Below are 15,060 nucleotides of genomic sequence, written 5' to 3'. Positions count from 1 at the left end.
GCCTGAAACAAACAATGCCATACTCTGTTTCGGAAATATGGCAATATCTTGATGTTAACTATTCAATTTATAATAACTTATAAAATTGTAATGATATCTTCAACAGCTAAACGGGATTTTGGCAGGCTGGCATTGTAATCTTCTTCAGGGTGATGATAGCCGATAGCGAGTGCGACATCACACACGTAACCGTCAAGCTCATCTTTGAAAATTTCTCCGATTCGCTCACTGTCAATTCCTTCCATTGTTGTCGAGTCAATCCCCAGGCGGGCAAGCGTATGCAGGGTGTTACCCAGCGCCAGGTAGGTTTGTGCTTTGGTCCAGGCTGCGGTGCTGCCGTTTTCGTCTGTATTGAGTTCTGCAAAAACAAAACCAGCAAATGCCTGCTCTCTGTTTTCAGGTTTAGTACGGCCGTCCTGAATCCCTTTATCGACCACTTTGGCGTAGTCTTCACGGGTGTATTTCGGATTGTAGGCAAACAAAATAATGTGTGATGCCGCTTTTACGTGAGGCTGGTTGAACTGGTGCTTATTGACAAAAGTCCCTTCCATGCGCTGCTTGGCCTGATCACTCTCAATCACAATAAACTTCCAGGGTTGCGAGTTAATTGAAGAGGCCGATAGCCGCATAGCCTGATAGATGACATCCAGATCTTCCTGAGAGACGCGTCGTGTAGGGTCGTAGCGTTTTGCGGTATAACGGTTTTCTAAATCGGTAATAATTGGGTGTGTCATGCAGATCTCCAGTTGTTGGTGGGTGCTGTATTTACAGCCGGAAGTTGATTTTTATCTGAGTAATTCCTGTGCGACTGAACTATTGTTCATTCTGGGGTTGCATGATAATAAATTACATTGCTATATAAATAAATAGGGTTATTTTTGCAGTTTTAACAAACTGTTTTGGATAATCCGGACGATTCAGTTAGTTTCCGGCATCGTGCTTTATTTTCAGCGTATGGATTGTCAGAAGTGACGCTATAGGAAAAGGTTTGGGAGTTGACTTCGTGCTGTATTCGCCATGGTATATTTCCGCCATCCCCGCATACGTTACGGGGAGGGCGGAATCATTAGCAGCAGATACTATCAGTTTGTTATTTGTATAAAAAACGTTCTGTGTTTAAGCCTTTAACCAGGCTAACGCACATTAACAGTAGCACGAAGGTGAATGGCAGGGCGGTGATAACAACGCCGGACTGTAATGCCTGCAGCGCTTCTTTGCCGCCAATCCAAAGCATTACTGCTGCGATAGCTCCCTCTACCGTTGCCCAGAAAATTCGCTGTGGAATCGGTGCATCAATTTTGCCGCCCGCGGTGATGCTGTCGATTACCAGTGAGCCTGAATCCGATGAGGTGACAAAGAATATCAGGATTAACACAATCGAAATAATAGAAATGGCAGAGCTAAATGGCAGCGCGTCATATACCTGGAATAAAGTCAGAGAAATGTCTGTCAGACCATTAGCACCGAGTTCACCGACTTTATTGACCACCTGATCTATAGCCAGTCCTCCGAAAATAGACATCCAAATAATGGTCATTAGCGTCGGAACAAAAATCACGGCAAACAGGAATTCGCGAACGGTACGGCCTTTAGATACGCGCGCAATAAACATACCGACAAATGGTGACCATGAGATCCACCATGCCCAGTAGAATACGGTCCAACCGTGCATCCAGGTTGTATCTTCACGGCCATGAGGGTTGCTTAGAGGCAGGATGTTTTCAACATAAGCCATCATGGTTTGAGGGATTGAAAACTTGATAATATCAAAGCCAACATAAGTAACAAACACTAACAGGGCGAAAGCAAACACCATATTAATGTTACTTAATACTTTAACACCGCCTTCTATGCCGCGAATAACAGATAAAATAGCAATAAAGGTCACGAAGGCAATGATGGAAAGCTGCATGCCAATACCGCCGTCAGTACCAAATACATGGTTGATACCACTGGTCGCTTGTTGCGCTCCTAAGCCAAGCGATGTTGCCAGACCAAACAGGGTTGCCAGTACCGCCAGAATATCAATGGTATGGCCTAACCAGCCCCAGGCGCGATCACCGAAGATTGGGTAGAATACAGAGCGCATCGACAGCGGCAGTCTCTTGTTATAGGCAAAAAACGCCAGTGCAAGTGCGACAATGGCATAGATAGCCCAGCCATGCAGACCCCAGTGGAAGATAGTCGCACCCATCGCCAGTGCTTTTGCTTCCGACGTCTGCGCTTCGACATTAAAGGGGGTACCCCACCAGTCGGTAAAATAAGCGGTAGGCTCTGCGACTCCCCAGAACAGAAGGCCGATCCCCATACCGGCAGCAAATAACATTGCCAGCCATGAAGCAGTTGAGTACTCGGATGTGGCATCTTTGCCGCCAATCCGGATTTTACCATACGGTGACACCATCAATAGCAGGGTGAATATCAGGAAAAAGTTGGTTGACCACATAAATAACAGATCAAAATCTTCCATGATACTATTTCTGACCCCATTTAAGGCTTCTTTGGCGGTAGCGGGATCAACGACCAGGAGTGATGTAAGGAATAGGAAAAGAAGGCCTGCGCTGGTGCCAAAAACAGGGTTATGAATATCAAATCCCCACTTTTGTATATTATCCTGACCAACTTCATAGTCGGTGGTATCTATACTATATTGCTTTAATTTTTTATCCATAAATTTTACTCAACTGGTGGTCCTTATTACGTAATCGAAAGTCAAAATAATGTTTATTGTAACCATATAGATTGGGGTGGTAATCAAAAAAAGTGTGAAAACTTTAACAAAAATTGTATAAAAATCAAACCAAAAGCGTGTTTGTGTCCATTGTTAAGCCGTTTTGTGCGCACAGTTTATGTGATTATTGAAACGTTCTCCAGATGTTTTTTGCTGCGTTTTAACCGTTTATGATCAACTACACTTTCAGGTTTGCACTTAATTAAAGAGCCGATAAACTACTGTAAAAGTATCCGGAAAGATCAACCCGGTCTGGATATTTAAGTCTCTCTTCACAATCACCGAGCCAATTTTTTGCTACGGATTATTAGGGGCTGTTGATTTTTCGAGATTGTTTTTGCAGCAGTTTGCTGGTTCTTCATACAAGGCAAAGCCTGCGTAGTGTAGTTATTCTACATAAACGGGCGATAGCGCAGTAGAAAGAGCCAACAAGCGCTGCCCGAAGGGGCGGCTAAAAGCGTTTTACTCTTTGTTGCGAGGTATTTACTTAGAATGACTAAGCGACACACCTCGCGATTAAAACGCTTTTATCTCGAACAAAAATTAACCGCGAAAGATCAACAGACCCTTGGTTTACTGTGACGATAATAAATAGAAAAGTTTCAAATCCACAAGGAGTTGTTCTGGTTGGTGGCGGACCAAACTCTGTAAATGCCTTTTTGAGATCAGGATCGGCAAGGCTGAGTGCTTCCATTCCACGTATTATTGTTTCCTTATCCATATTTATCCCGATTAAAAATTTAATATCTTGCGGATTTTACGCGCATCCATAACCGCCCGTCTATAGCAGACAAGCCCAACTCAATCAGCGATATACCAACAAAGTGAATGACTTCCAATGGCTTATTGAGAAACACAGATCCAAGCAAAATGGCCGAAACGGGAACTGACAATGTGACTAACAAAACGTTTGTTGCACCTGCCAGATTCAGTATCTTGAAATACAGGACATAAGCAATCGCGGTAGAGAAAACAGCCAGCCCGACAACTGCCGCCCAAGTCTGCAAACTTATTGCTGCATCAATTGCACCGTCTACGGTCAAGGCAATAGGAATTAATAGCAGCGTTGATGCGCTGACTTGTCCAGCGGCAATGATGATCGGGTTGATCGCCATTTTTTTAAATCGACGTCCATAAACACCGGCAAATGCGTAAGACAAAGTGGCGGCGGTAATCGCCATTTGGGCCTCGCCCTTCGAGAGCGCCTAAAAATCGCTCATTCTGCGTTGTGTCAGCTCGAAAGAGATCTCTATTCCTTCGCTAACACGCCTTGCCTGAGCGATTTTTAGTCAGATCTGGCGTTCGTTTTTTAAACTATATGGTGCTCTAGGAACAAACAACAGATGTTTGTTATTAAATCTGCACAAAGACCTTTCATTTGGAGCAGTCGGCGTCATTTTGAGCTACTATCTTAGTGGTGTTAAATTTTGTATTATTCTTTTGTGCTATTAATTTTGTAATTTATGCTGAATTGCGATTTTTCTGCTCAAACTAATTAACCTCAATTCTGGATAATGGAATCGAAATTCCCTTTAATATCAACATATTAAAGATTTGCATTATACAGTGCTGTTAGTTTTGTGTAGTTCAAGGCAAATCATCGAAGCAATAGCTGGCTATTGGGAGATGATTTAACGCAGAAATACGCGAAAATAACGGTGCTGTATCGATTTGCTTATCCAGAATTGAGGTTAATTACCTATTTTCCTCTTTTGTGAATCTACTATTTATATGAAAACATTTCGATGTAATTGCCAGGAACAACCGATTTTATTTTTTGAAAGTAGCCATTGTCTTGCCTGCGGTAGAACTGTCGGGCTTGATGATGATTTTAAGCAGGTAGTGCCCTATGATTTAGATGAAAAAAGCGGGCTATTTTTCAAAGCGGATCAGCCAACAGTTTTTTATCAAAAATGTGATAACAATGCCCGATATCAAGCCTGTAACGGTATGGTCAATTTAAATACCTTTGTGCACGTTGATGGTAAAGATGAGGTGCTGTGCTTTGCCTGCCGTTTTAATGAAACGGTTCCGGATTTAACTATTGTTGAACACATTCCTTTATGGCGAAAAATGGAAACGGCCAAACGCCGGGCTTTATATACCTTAAAGGCATTACCCGTACCATTAAGAAATATTATTCAGGATCCGGAGAATGGAATAAGCTTTGATTTTACTACTGACCGTGACGTAAAAGATCACTTTGCCAGCAAATTAGAAGATCAGGAAGCGGTATTTACCGGCCACGATTGTGGTCACATCACCATTAACCTGGCCGAAGCTAACGACGTCGCCCGTTCTCACACAAGATTGGCCATGCGCGAACGTTATCGTACCCTGCTCGGGCATTTTCGCCATGAACTGGGGCATTACTATTTCGACCAGTTAATTGCCAACTCACCGGAAAAACATGCGTTATGTAAACAATATTTTGGTGACGATGAATTAAGTTACCAAAAAGCGCTGGATAGACATTACAAAAAAGGAGCGCCGGCAGATTGGCGGGAACATTTTATCAGCGCATATGCCACCATGCATCCCTATGAAGATTGGGCTGAAACCTGGGCACATTATATGCACATTATCGATACCTTGGAGACGGCACAAAACTTTTCAATCAGCGGTTCAGCCCTTGGAGGTGCCGTTGATACTGCAGAGGTCGGAGGGTTACAATTACCTCAGGAATACTATTTTTCTGCGCAAACATCGATTACCAATATTTTAGATACCTGGATGGATTTCTCGGTGATCCTCAACTCATTAAATCGCAGTATGGGATTGCGTGATGCTTATCCGTTTGTGTTAACACAAGCGGTACGCACCAAGTTGTCGTTTATTCATCATGCCGTTCATAACAGGTTACATTTGTTACCCGTATTGGAAGAACAAACAACAGACCCTAATAATTAAACCAATATCTGCAGGCTAAAGCTCGGCTCTTTAAAGGGGCGAAGGATTTAACCTTCATTCTTATCCCCACGCCGAGTATTTATAAACAATCGACTTTTATGGCAGGGTAAATTCTGCACCTCAAAGCACATTGTTTGCGGGGGAAACCAGTAGCAAGTAACGAGCTTTTAAGTATTTAATGAAAAGTTATCAGGTATTTTATGCAATTCCGTACTGTCCATTATACAGAATGCCACCACGGAGCCTCGGCTTCAGCCGAGCTTGATGATAGCGCGGCTGAAGCCGAGGCCACAAATAGATAACTAATACATTGAGTAACTACCTGACAATTTATATATTACTACTTAACTGCGAACTTCTAAACTCTCAACTCGAAGCTCGTGACTGATAATTTGTACCGCTCCTGCTATTCATGCCCGAGTACAACGATCGGCGCGCGGGCGGCGTTGAGTGCAGCTAAAGCGGCGATGCCTGCGGCAACATAAAAGCTGGTTTGAAAAGCGGCTATGACAGGTTCCTGCGGACCGTTTCGAAGTACTTCGATACTAGTGTTGTGGTCGAATCCGGGTAGCAGGGTGTAGATCAGTGCGCCGAATAAAGCTGTCCCTATAGCCGCACCTAAATTACGGCATAAAGATGCCAAAGCCGTCACTGAGCCTAAGTTGGCTTTGCCGCCAACGGTCTGAATCACCAGTTGGGTTGTAGGCATAACAGTGCCAAATCCCATACCACAAAGCATACCTAATAGTCCTACCAGTGTTGGTTCCGGCGGAATGGTTCCCAGAGCTATAAAACCACAGGTAGAGATAGACATGCCCACAACGGGTATCCATTTGGGAATACCTGTTTTCGCCATTATCCGGCCGCTGCATAAGGCTCCGAAGATCTGGCCGGCTGTGAGTGGTAGTAGTAACAAGCCTGAGGTTGCCGCATTGGTTTTTAATCCTAATTGCAGATAGATAGGCAGGAAAAAAATCAGTGCAAACATGCAGGCAGCAAATAACATCGATGTTGTTAGCGGAATGTAGATGGCTCTATTTTTAAGTAATTCATTCGGTAAGAATGGGGTAGGGTGGCGGCGTTGATTGCGATAAAATACGGCTGATAATACAAAGATCAGGAAGACAAAATAAGCACTGGATAAAGACAACCACTCAAAATTTTGCCCCCCCACAGATGCCCAATATAGAAATAAAGTGCACAGTATTGGAAAGATCAGTAACCCGGTCCAATCGATGGGCTTATTGCGGTGTTCCAGGTTCGGCTTGGACGTCAGACTGAACAGTCGCCAGCCGGCTACTAAAGCCAGTGGAATATTCGCCCAGAATAACCAGTGCCATGAGTAATGGGTGACCACCAAACCACCTATCACAGGCCCGCCAATACTGGCGCAGGCAAACATGGAAGCAAAATAGCCCTGATATTTAGCGCGTTCTCTTGGCGGGATAAGCTCTGCGATTAAGGCCTGTGACAGGCTCATCAGACCACCACCGCCAAGCCCCTGGATCACCCGTCCAATAATCATCTGTGGCATGTTTTGGGCCATGGCGCCAATAATTGATCCTAAGCAGAATACGATTAGTGCGCAAATTAAAATATTGCGACGGCCATAGCGATCACCCAGCCAGCCGTAGACAGGCACTGAGGCGACGGTAGCCAGCAGGTAGCCAATGGCGATCCAGGATGAAAGGTGAAGTTGCCCAAGATCACCAACAATACTCGGTGTTGCGGTAGCCAAAATGGTTTGATCAACGGCGGCTAAAAACATCGGTAAAAATACAGCAGAAAAGAACACCAAAAATGCCTGGCGGGTTAAGGAGCGGGTGATCGCTGTTGTGGGGATTGAGTTTTCCAGTTTAGTACTCTTTCTGTTGGATGATTCTTTGGTTATACCCATGTTACTTGAAAATGCTTTGACTTTGCACCTTCAAGTAACATGGGTATAGATAATGCCGGAATCTTATCACACATCAACCTCTGTGTTCACGCGGTAGGGCTGTATCAATCAATAACATTCGCCGTACGGGGCATTTACTGCAGAAGTTCAACATTTCCAGTTCAGCTGATTTACTCTCTGGGTTTTTAACACACAGAGTGAGAAAGTGGGGCTCTTAAGCGTTATCATGCGCCTAATAAATAATAATGATTCTTTTTTGTATTAAATGCGGCTGTTTAATAAAAATGAGATTTATCGGACTATAATAAAATAATCTGTTGGTAAAAGGGTTAACCAGAGCGCCATCGAAGCTTGTAACAGATGTGGGCTAAGCATGATCTTCATTATATCGCCGTCAGGGTGGTAACAAACCAGACTTTGCTCTTGTGGTGTCAGTATCTTATTCATTCTGGCAACAAATCCTACACAGGCTGACGTATAGCCAATCAATGTACAGAGCATCAAAAACTAGAGAAGGAATGAAAAATGAAAAAAAATGTACTCGCCTTATCGATAGCGCTTGTTGTCTCATCATTGAACGTATTTGCTGACAATATAGTTTCACCATCACCTGCAGACGCAGAGGTGTATTTTATCCAACCATCCGATGGGCAGACTGTTCAAAAAAGTGTCAAAGTGATTTTTGGTTTAAAAAATATGGGCGTTGCCCCTGCTGGAGCCGATATAGAAAACACTGGACATCACCACCTTTTGATTGATACCGAAGTTTTGCCTGATTTGAGTATGCCACTTCCGGCAAACGATAGGATTAAACATTTTGGCGGTGGTCAAACTGAAACCGAGATCATACTTTCTCCAGGTGAGCATACATTACAGCTTTTGCTGGGTAACTATGCGCACGTGCCGCACGACAAACCTGTGGTTTCCAAAAAGATAACGATTATCGTCGAATAGGACACCGCCGCGGCAATGATTGCTGCGCTGGAGAATAAACCTGCCTCGAAAGAGCAGCTATAAATATTTCGGCCATTAATCTAAAATATAGGTGAAACTCCGTAGGTAGGGGTATTAAACAATAATAACCCCATTAGGGTTAATAAAACTCCGCCTAGTAGTTGTAGCAGGCTATTGCCGGTCGAGTTTTTGTGCTCGTCATGATGTAAATACTGGTTGATCAGCTTTTTCCCGGAGAGAGTTAAAAGGGCAATGGCTGATGTGCTGATCGCGGTCCCAAGGGCCATCATAAATGCGCTCATTACGCCGAGCCAATAGATACCAAGCATATTTGCAAAGAGCAAAGCCAGAATAGCGCCACTACAAGGGCGAATACCGATACTAATAATGATACCTGCATAGGCTTGCCAGGTCGTTGCTGTGTTGATCTCATCCGCGTCTGCAAAATGTTTATGCCCGCAACCATGACAATCTCCCTGTTCGTGCTTTTCAATAACTTTTCCGGAGGAGAAAAGCTTTTTAACCGCACGGAAAATAATCATGCCACCTAATCCGATCATCACCAAAAAGCTCAGGTTGATAAGTTCGACGGCTTTACCGTTAACATCTCTCATTGAATTATTAAACAGAAACACAAGGCTAGAAACTAATAAAATGGCCACAAGGGCCTGCATAAATGCCGATACAACAGTTAATATCAAACTGTGTTTTACTTTACTCGGGTGGGTGGCGAGAAAAGTAGTCACAATCATCTTGCCATGACCGGGACCTATCGCGTGTAGAGCCCCGTATAAAATACTTAAGCTAAGCAAAGAAACAGCTGCTGTTTGCTGGTTTTCCTTTGCCTGATAAAGCAGGTTACTCAGCTCTTCGTTGATAACCTGTTGCCATTTAATGCTGTGTAACATAATCGTTGGCCAAAAATACCAAAACATGTAACCAGTACATATAAATAGACTAAACAAGATAACTGCTTTTAAGACGCTTGTTAGTTTAAAGGTTCTCATTTGAAATAAATTCTGCATGTTGCGCTCTATTATAAACAATTTAGTGTAACGGTTTGAGTAAACAGTTGTCCCAACGCATTGTCAGGATCTGCATCTGCAGGTAACGCTAAAGCATAATTTTTCCGCTCTGGCGTTGGCTTGGGCTCTTTAAGCTCGACGGTACATGCATTTTTTAATTCCGCGGACAAGGAAATGTCTGATTTTTGTTTCCAGGAGATATCAACATAATAACTCGGTTCATAAATGAGTAATCTGAGCGACGTGCCCAGCGCAGGTTGTGGTTTAGATAAGGGAAGATAAAAGGCTAATGTTACCTTTGCTCCCTGCTGAGTTAATTTAGCATTTATTGCTCTTTTATAGCGGATCGGCTCTTCACCATCATAAAAGAAAGTAAAATAATGCTCTGTTAGCATATTGTTTAATACAGCGTCAGCAATCTCCTGAAATGATTGCGCTTTTTTTTCAGGCGAAAGATCATAACCATCGATCATATAAGCAGAAGACATAGCATCAAAAGTCCACTGCATGTCGAATCCGACAATTTCATTTTTATTTCCATCAATCTCGGTTTTCAGTTCAACCCAGGAGTGAGGATGAGTAGAGCCAGTCAGTGGAAAAAACAAAAAAGAGAATAAAATAAAATGTAAAAGTTGACGGGTGGTTTTCATATCTGCTTGAGTATTCCTTTTATATTTACAGAGAAAAAGTGCAAATTTTATCGTTATCAAGCCTCCTGATTAGCCGGAGGCTTGTTCAATAATACGCTGTTTTACGGGTAACTAATGGGTTAATGCAGAGACAATAGTAGTCACATTATATTGCATCATTTCCAGATAGCTAGCTGCAGGGCCCTGTGCTTCAGATAATGCACCGGTATATAATTTCCCGCCAATTTTGACTTCTGTTTCCCGGCTAATCTGCTCTACCATGCGGTTATCCGCGATGTTCTCCATAAAAACTGCGTTGATCTTATCTTTGCGGATTTGTTTAATAATGGCGGCCATATCTGACGCACTCGCTTCCGACTCTGTGCTTGTGCCCTGTGGCGCAATAAATTCGACATGAAAGTCGCGTGAGAAATAAGCAAAGGCATCGTGGGCGGTAATTACCTTACGTTGTGATTGTGGAATGGTATCCATTTTTGCGTGCAGCTTGATCTCTAACTGATCAAGTTTACGCAGATACGCAAGCGCATTGTTTTTATAGTCTTGGCTGTTTTCAGGATCAGCTTTGCTTAACCCTTTCTCAATATTTTGTATGTAGATTTTCACATTACTGATGCTGTTCCATGCATGAGGGTCGACACCATCATGGTGATGTTCATTGCCGTGGTTGTCGTGCTCACCGGTTTGATCATGTTGATCATGCTCATCATGCTCATCATGCTCATCGTGTTCGCCGTCATGATCATGGCCTTCCTGCTCATGCTCGTGGTGTTCGCTGTCATGATCATGGCCTTCCGGTTCATGCTCGTGGTGTTTGCTGTCATGATCATGGCCTTCCGGTTCATGCTCGTGGTGTTCGTTGGCGTGTCCATCACCTATTGTTATGGTTTTAATTCCATCTGATGCGAAAATTTTTGTTCCTTTAAAGTGTGCTGACTCAAGAAAACGCGGCATCCAACCTTCAAAATTAAGGCCGTTCATCACCAGCAATTGTGCATTTTTAACTGCCAGTGCATCTTTGGGTGTTGGGCTATAAACATGCGCATCACCATTTGCTTTGACCAGCGTGGTGAGATCAATATGCTCGCCACCTACCTGCGATACTAAGTCTCCAAGAATCGAGAAACTTGCCACAACAGGGAGTTTATCATTTGCCAGTGCCGTTGAACTTATTCCCAGACTCAATGCAAGCGATGCAATTAAATGAGAGTTTCTAAATATTGTTAAGGTCATTTATTATTCCGTTTAGTTAAAATTTCAAATTAAAGTTGCAGGTTAGTTATTTGAAAGTAATCCTCCGTGTCGACCAAAAAGAAGTGACATTATATAAATTGAGCCCATCACAAGAACAATCGCAGGACTGGTGGCAAAGCTTGCGTGGAATGAAAGAAAAAGACCGAAGTAGCTGCTAATTACCGATGTGGCGAAAGCGATAATAAGCATAGCACCGAGTTTTTCACTCCAAAAACGCGCGATCGCAGCAGGCAGGATCATTAATCCAACAGCCATTAATGTGCCTAAAGCGTGAAATCCGGCAACTAAGTTCAAAACGACGAGTAGTAAAAAACCATAATGTGCCACTGAGCTAAGCTTGCTGACGGATCTGAAAAAAGCGGGATCAACACATTCGAACACCAATGGGCGATACAACACGGCCAGTGCAAGTAATGAGATAGTAGCGATAGACGTCAGAAGAATAAGTGCATCGTTATTGAGCGCTAATACAGAGCCGAATAACACATGTAATAGATCCATATTACTGCCTTTAGCAGAAATAATGAGTACACCTGTGGCCAGTGACAGCAGATAAAATGCGGCTAAACTGGAATCCTCTTCAGCATTAGAGTGGCGTGCCACAACACCCGCTAATATAGCAACCAGGCAACCTGCAACTATACCGCCAATGGTCATGGCTGTGATAGAAACCCCCGCGACTAAAAAACCGATAGCAGCACCGGGTAATATCGCATGGGCCATCGCGTCACCTGTTAAACTCATTTTTCTTAGGGTAAGAAAAACACCTATCGGGGTAGCACTTATGCTTAAAACAATGCAGCCCCACAGAGCTCTTTGCATAAAAGAAAAGTCGCTGAAAGGTTCAATAAATAAACTATATAGTTCGCTGATCATTAAGCGCTTTCCTCATAATGAGCCGGGTTTGAACAGATTTGAGAATAATCAGCATTTTTACCGTCGGGTTGTTCTGATTGCCTGCTTGTATCATTTTCAGATAGTGTTTGAGTTTGATGTGGGATATAGGCTAAATGCTGGTAGCCAGCTTTAGACAGGTTGCTTCCGGTCATTACTGATTGAGTTTTTCCACTTCCAATTAGCTGTTTTGCCAGTAATATGACATTGGGAAAAAAACGATTAACTAATGCTAAGTCATGAATCACTGTGATAATGGTTTTGCCTTGATTTTGGCAATCATGGATCACTTCCATCAGATCCATCGTGGTTTGTGCGTCGATGGCTGCAAAAGGCTCATCTAATAATAAAATGTCGGCATCCTGCATAAGCATACGGGCAAATAACATGCGTTGAAATTGACCACCCGACAGGGCGCTAATTTGTCTATCCTCAACACCTGTAAGGTTTACTTTACTTAATGCTTGCTCCAATAATACTTTTTCAGCGCGATTAAACATTTTCCAGAAGCTGATCCTCTGCCACGCACCGGCAGAGACAAATTCACGCACGGTTATCGGGAATTGACGATCAATCTGATGACTTTGCGGTAAATAAGCGATATCTTTGGGGGTAAGTTTACCCAAATCAATATAGCCGGAGCTTGGTTTTAATTGTCCCATTATACTTTTAAGTAAGGTGGATTTACCCGCACCATTTGCCCCGACAATAGCAACTAATTCACCTTGTTTGATCTCAGTTGAAATACCGTCTAATGCGAGTGAGTCTTTGTAATTGACACACAAATCAATAATACTAATCATCATCAATCCGTTAAAGTAATTGGCCTAAAACCAGCCAAAGAGATAACACGATGGCAACGGCACCCACTAAGCGGAAATTGACACTCAGTAGTAATAATGATTTCACAGAGCTTTCGACTCTGGTTGGATGTTGTTCGGTATTTTTCATTTTCGTCTTAATTAGCTTAGATAACATATCATTAACGTTATGTTATAATATAACACTTTCAATGTATATACCCATGATACTTCAAGATGCAAAGTCAGCAAGGACAAATTGCACCGAGATGCCAGGCATAAAGTTGAAGTATAGTTATTCTACATAGAAATTTTATAACAAAGCAGATTGGTGCAATTTACCTTGCCCTACGGGGCGCGAGCTCGAAAACCAGTGCTGCGTTGCAACAATCGAAAAGGGAATAACCATTACCTCATGTTGCGTCTTGCTCTGGTCTCCGAGCTTGTGCCTGACAAAGCATTTTGAAGTAACATGGGTATATACCCAAGCGACCTGAAAATGCCGGGCACAGCAAGTAAGGAGATGACTCTTTTTTTATATACCGGGGGGGCAGGGCTAAGTTGAAGGTTTAGTCGTGCTAAATCTAGGCTCCAGCGTGCTGAAGGTGGTTGCTTTTCATCTTACTATGCGGGAGTTTGTGCAAAAGGCAACCCCGCGTGATAATGCTTGAAAAGAGAATAACCGATACAAAATGTTAACAATTCGATATTAAAGTTATTACGTTTTCATTTTCCAAAGTGAGGTTAATAACAGCTCAATTGAGTGTTCTTGTATTTATCGTCTGCCTTTTCAGCTTTGCAATTTGGGCAAAGTCCCATAATTTCAATTGTTAGTTGCTGAACTTCAAAACCGCTATGTTCAGCAGAATGACGGATCGCTGCATTTATTGAGGTGGAATCAAGCTCGGCAAAATCCCCGCAGGCAGTACAGATCAAAAACTGACCTTGATGTCGCAGACCGGGGTTACAACACCCGACAAAGGCATTTAACGATTCAATTCTATGAATCAGACCCAGCTCCAATAGAAAATCAAGCGCCCGGTAGACCGTAGGTGGAGCTGCGCGACCATCTTGTTGTAATTGACCAAGTACATCGTAGGCCCGAATCGGTTTATGCTGTTGCCAAACCAGTTCAAAGATCCGTTTTCTTAGTTTTGTAAAACGCTGTTTACGTAGCTGGCAAACCTGCTCTGCTTTAGCTATTGCTGTAGCCATGCAGCTCTGGTGGTCATGATCAGCGCTGATAAATTGTATGTTTTTATCTTGACTCATAAATGTCGTCACTCAAAATTATTTCTTTCGCTTCAGGTGTTATATTGTAACATTATTAATCAGGAACTGTTTTTCTTTTTAGCCTATCTCCATGATACTTCTGATGAAGAGTTAGCTCCTGCCGTTGAGATATAGTCAATACATGCCGTTGTACAGTCAAATTCTGAATAGCTTTGTAACTGAGGGGAGGTGTTCTTTTTGCTTTTTTACTGATTGTTATTTGAAATGTTGCAGGCCAAATCATTTTCAAATAATGAACGGAGATTTGAATTTAGCAAATCCGTGATCAGTTTTATTAGATCGGGTTAAATGATATATACCCATGATACTTCAAGATGCAAAGTCAGCAAGGCAAATTGTGCCGGGATGCCAGGCATAAAATTGAAGTATAGCTATTCTACAGAGAAATTTTATAACAAAGCAGATTGGTGCAATTTACCTTGCCCTACGGGGCACCAGCTCGAAAACCAGTGCTGCGTTGCACCAATCGAAAAGGGAATAATACCAATTCCGTTAATTAGATGATCTATTTAGACGTAGGAAAAATGGATGAAAGCAAGGCATTGATTGCAGTAACTAGTTGTTCTAATTACAAAGTCAATAACAAAGACTAAAACGTAGTTTTATGTCTAGCTAGCATTCATTTTAACAAGCATAAATGAATAGATAATTATCG

At 42.6% G+C, this 15,060-nt stretch carries 15 protein-coding genes; 2 read left to right on the top strand and 13 right to left on the bottom strand.

What is annotated here, in order from left to right; translation table 11 throughout:
* Nucleotides 1-77 precede the first annotated feature (77 nt).
* The 4 genes from ABZA00_RS12025 to ABZA00_RS12010 form a co-directional block, all read right to left on the bottom strand.
* Nucleotides 78-734, bottom strand: a complete 657-nt coding sequence (locus ABZA00_RS12025) for an NAD(P)H-dependent oxidoreductase (RefSeq protein WP_372882408.1) — start codon at nucleotides 732-734, stop codon at nucleotides 78-80.
* A gap of 356 nt (nucleotides 735-1,090) precedes the next feature.
* Complete coding sequence (locus tag ABZA00_RS12020) at nucleotides 1,091-2,671, bottom strand: BCCT family transporter (RefSeq protein WP_372882407.1); 1,581 nt, start codon at nucleotides 2,669-2,671, stop codon at nucleotides 1,091-1,093.
* 556 nt (nucleotides 2,672-3,227) lie between these two features.
* Entirely contained in the window at nucleotides 3,228-3,452 is a 225-nt protein-coding gene (locus ABZA00_RS12015) for a hypothetical protein (protein ID WP_372882406.1), read from the bottom strand.
* 19 nt (nucleotides 3,453-3,471) lie between these two features.
* Complete coding sequence (locus ABZA00_RS12010) at nucleotides 3,472-3,912, bottom strand: EamA family transporter (protein ID WP_372882405.1); 441 nt, start codon at nucleotides 3,910-3,912, stop codon at nucleotides 3,472-3,474.
* 550 nt (nucleotides 3,913-4,462) lie between these two features.
* On the opposite strand from ABZA00_RS12010, the gene ABZA00_RS12005 reads away from it, so the two are divergent.
* The gene (locus ABZA00_RS12005; protein WP_372882404.1) at nucleotides 4,463-5,641 is read left to right on the top strand and encodes a putative zinc-binding metallopeptidase; all 1,179 of its coding nucleotides are present in this window, start codon (nucleotides 4,463-4,465) and stop codon (nucleotides 5,639-5,641) included.
* A gap of 406 nt (nucleotides 5,642-6,047) precedes the next feature.
* Here ABZA00_RS12005 and ABZA00_RS12000 read toward each other — a convergent pair whose 3' ends face one another.
* Nucleotides 6,048-7,538, bottom strand: a complete 1,491-nt coding sequence (locus ABZA00_RS12000) for an MDR family MFS transporter (protein ID WP_372882403.1) — start codon at nucleotides 7,536-7,538, stop codon at nucleotides 6,048-6,050.
* A gap of 291 nt (nucleotides 7,539-7,829) precedes the next feature.
* Nucleotides 7,830-7,985 carry a hypothetical protein gene (locus tag ABZA00_RS11995; protein WP_372882402.1) on the bottom strand — a complete coding sequence of 52 codons (156 nt, stop codon included), beginning with the start codon at nucleotides 7,983-7,985 and terminating at the stop codon, nucleotides 7,830-7,832.
* A gap of 78 nt (nucleotides 7,986-8,063) precedes the next feature.
* Here ABZA00_RS11995 and ABZA00_RS11990 point away from each other — a divergent pair, with 78 nt between their 5' ends.
* Complete coding sequence (locus ABZA00_RS11990) at nucleotides 8,064-8,492, top strand: DUF4399 domain-containing protein (RefSeq protein WP_372882401.1); 429 nt, start codon at nucleotides 8,064-8,066, stop codon at nucleotides 8,490-8,492.
* A gap of 80 nt (nucleotides 8,493-8,572) precedes the next feature.
* On the opposite strand, the gene ABZA00_RS11985 is transcribed toward ABZA00_RS11990, so the two are convergent.
* From ABZA00_RS11985 to ABZA00_RS11955, 7 genes are all read right to left on the bottom strand, one after another.
* Entirely contained in the window at nucleotides 8,573-9,400 is an 828-nt protein-coding gene (locus ABZA00_RS11985; protein WP_372882400.1) for a nickel/cobalt transporter, read from the bottom strand.
* Nucleotides 9,401-9,528: 128 nt separating this feature from the next.
* Nucleotides 9,529-10,167, bottom strand: coding sequence for a DUF1007 family protein (locus ABZA00_RS11980; protein ID WP_372882399.1), 639 nt, complete (start codon nucleotides 10,165-10,167; stop codon nucleotides 9,529-9,531).
* 111 nt (nucleotides 10,168-10,278) lie between these two features.
* Complete coding sequence (locus ABZA00_RS11975) at nucleotides 10,279-11,397, bottom strand: metal ABC transporter solute-binding protein, Zn/Mn family (RefSeq protein WP_372882398.1); 1,119 nt, start codon at nucleotides 11,395-11,397, stop codon at nucleotides 10,279-10,281.
* Nucleotides 11,398-11,439: 42 nt separating this feature from the next.
* Entirely contained in the window at nucleotides 11,440-12,294 is an 855-nt protein-coding gene (locus ABZA00_RS11970; RefSeq protein ID WP_372882397.1) for a metal ABC transporter permease, read from the bottom strand.
* Nucleotides 12,294-13,115 (bottom strand): metal ABC transporter ATP-binding protein, encoded by an 822-nt coding sequence (locus tag ABZA00_RS11965; RefSeq protein ID WP_372882396.1) that lies wholly within the window; start codon nucleotides 13,113-13,115, stop codon nucleotides 12,294-12,296. The genes ABZA00_RS11970 and ABZA00_RS11965 overlap by 1 nt, the downstream gene beginning before the upstream one ends.
* 10 nt (nucleotides 13,116-13,125) lie before the next feature.
* A complete protein-coding gene (locus ABZA00_RS11960) occupies nucleotides 13,126-13,263 on the bottom strand; it encodes a hypothetical protein (RefSeq protein ID WP_372882395.1) in 138 nt (45 codons plus the stop codon).
* A 593-nt stretch (nucleotides 13,264-13,856) separates the two neighbouring features.
* Nucleotides 13,857-14,384 carry a Fur family transcriptional regulator gene (locus tag ABZA00_RS11955; protein WP_372882394.1) on the bottom strand — a complete coding sequence of 176 codons (528 nt, stop codon included), beginning with the start codon at nucleotides 14,382-14,384 and terminating at the stop codon, nucleotides 13,857-13,859.
* Nucleotides 14,385-15,060 lie beyond the last annotated feature (676 nt).

Origin of the sequence: Psychromonas sp. (genome assembly GCF_041586535.1) — a bacterium.
Taxonomy (GTDB): domain Bacteria; phylum Pseudomonadota; class Gammaproteobacteria; order Enterobacterales; family Psychromonadaceae; genus Psychromonas.
This window is presented reverse-complemented; position numbering and strand designations above follow the sequence as displayed.

What these genes read in the sequence shown, in the direction of transcription:
- ABZA00_RS11995 (WP_372882402.1), bottom strand. Translation starts at nt 7,985, where the DNA reads ATGAATAAGATACTGACACCACAAGAGCAAAGTCTGGTTTGTTACCAC.
- ABZA00_RS11985 (WP_372882400.1), bottom strand. Translation starts at nt 9,400, where the DNA reads ATGTTACACAGCATTAAATGGCAACAGGTTATCAACGAAGAGCTGAGT.
- ABZA00_RS12010 (WP_372882405.1), bottom strand. Translation starts at nt 3,912, where the DNA reads ATGGCGATTACCGCCGCCACTTTGTCTTACGCATTTGCCGGTGTTTAT.
- ABZA00_RS12025 (WP_372882408.1), bottom strand. Translation starts at nt 734, where the DNA reads ATGACACACCCAATTATTACCGATTTAGAAAACCGTTATACCGCAAAA.
- ABZA00_RS11970 (WP_372882397.1), bottom strand. Translation starts at nt 12,294, where the DNA reads ATGATCAGCGAACTATATAGTTTATTTATTGAACCTTTCAGCGACTTT.
- ABZA00_RS11955 (WP_372882394.1), bottom strand. Translation starts at nt 14,384, where the DNA reads ATGAGTCAAGATAAAAACATACAATTTATCAGCGCTGATCATGACCAC.
- ABZA00_RS12020 (WP_372882407.1), bottom strand. Translation starts at nt 2,671, where the DNA reads ATGGATAAAAAATTAAAGCAATATAGTATAGATACCACCGACTATGAA.
- ABZA00_RS11980 (WP_372882399.1), bottom strand. Translation starts at nt 10,167, where the DNA reads ATGAAAACCACCCGTCAACTTTTACATTTTATTTTATTCTCTTTTTTG.
- ABZA00_RS12000 (WP_372882403.1), bottom strand. Translation starts at nt 7,538, where the DNA reads ATGGGTATAACCAAAGAATCATCCAACAGAAAGAGTACTAAACTGGAA.
- ABZA00_RS12005 (WP_372882404.1), top strand. Translation starts at nt 4,463, where the DNA reads ATGAAAACATTTCGATGTAATTGCCAGGAACAACCGATTTTATTTTTT.
- ABZA00_RS11990 (WP_372882401.1), top strand. Translation starts at nt 8,064, where the DNA reads ATGAAAAAAAATGTACTCGCCTTATCGATAGCGCTTGTTGTCTCATCA.
- ABZA00_RS11965 (WP_372882396.1), bottom strand. Translation starts at nt 13,115, where the DNA reads ATGATTAGTATTATTGATTTGTGTGTCAATTACAAAGACTCACTCGCA.
- ABZA00_RS11975 (WP_372882398.1), bottom strand. Translation starts at nt 11,397, where the DNA reads ATGACCTTAACAATATTTAGAAACTCTCATTTAATTGCATCGCTTGCA.
- ABZA00_RS12015 (WP_372882406.1), bottom strand. Translation starts at nt 3,452, where the DNA reads ATGGATAAGGAAACAATAATACGTGGAATGGAAGCACTCAGCCTTGCC.
- ABZA00_RS11960 (WP_372882395.1), bottom strand. Translation starts at nt 13,263, where the DNA reads ATGAAAAATACCGAACAACATCCAACCAGAGTCGAAAGCTCTGTGAAA.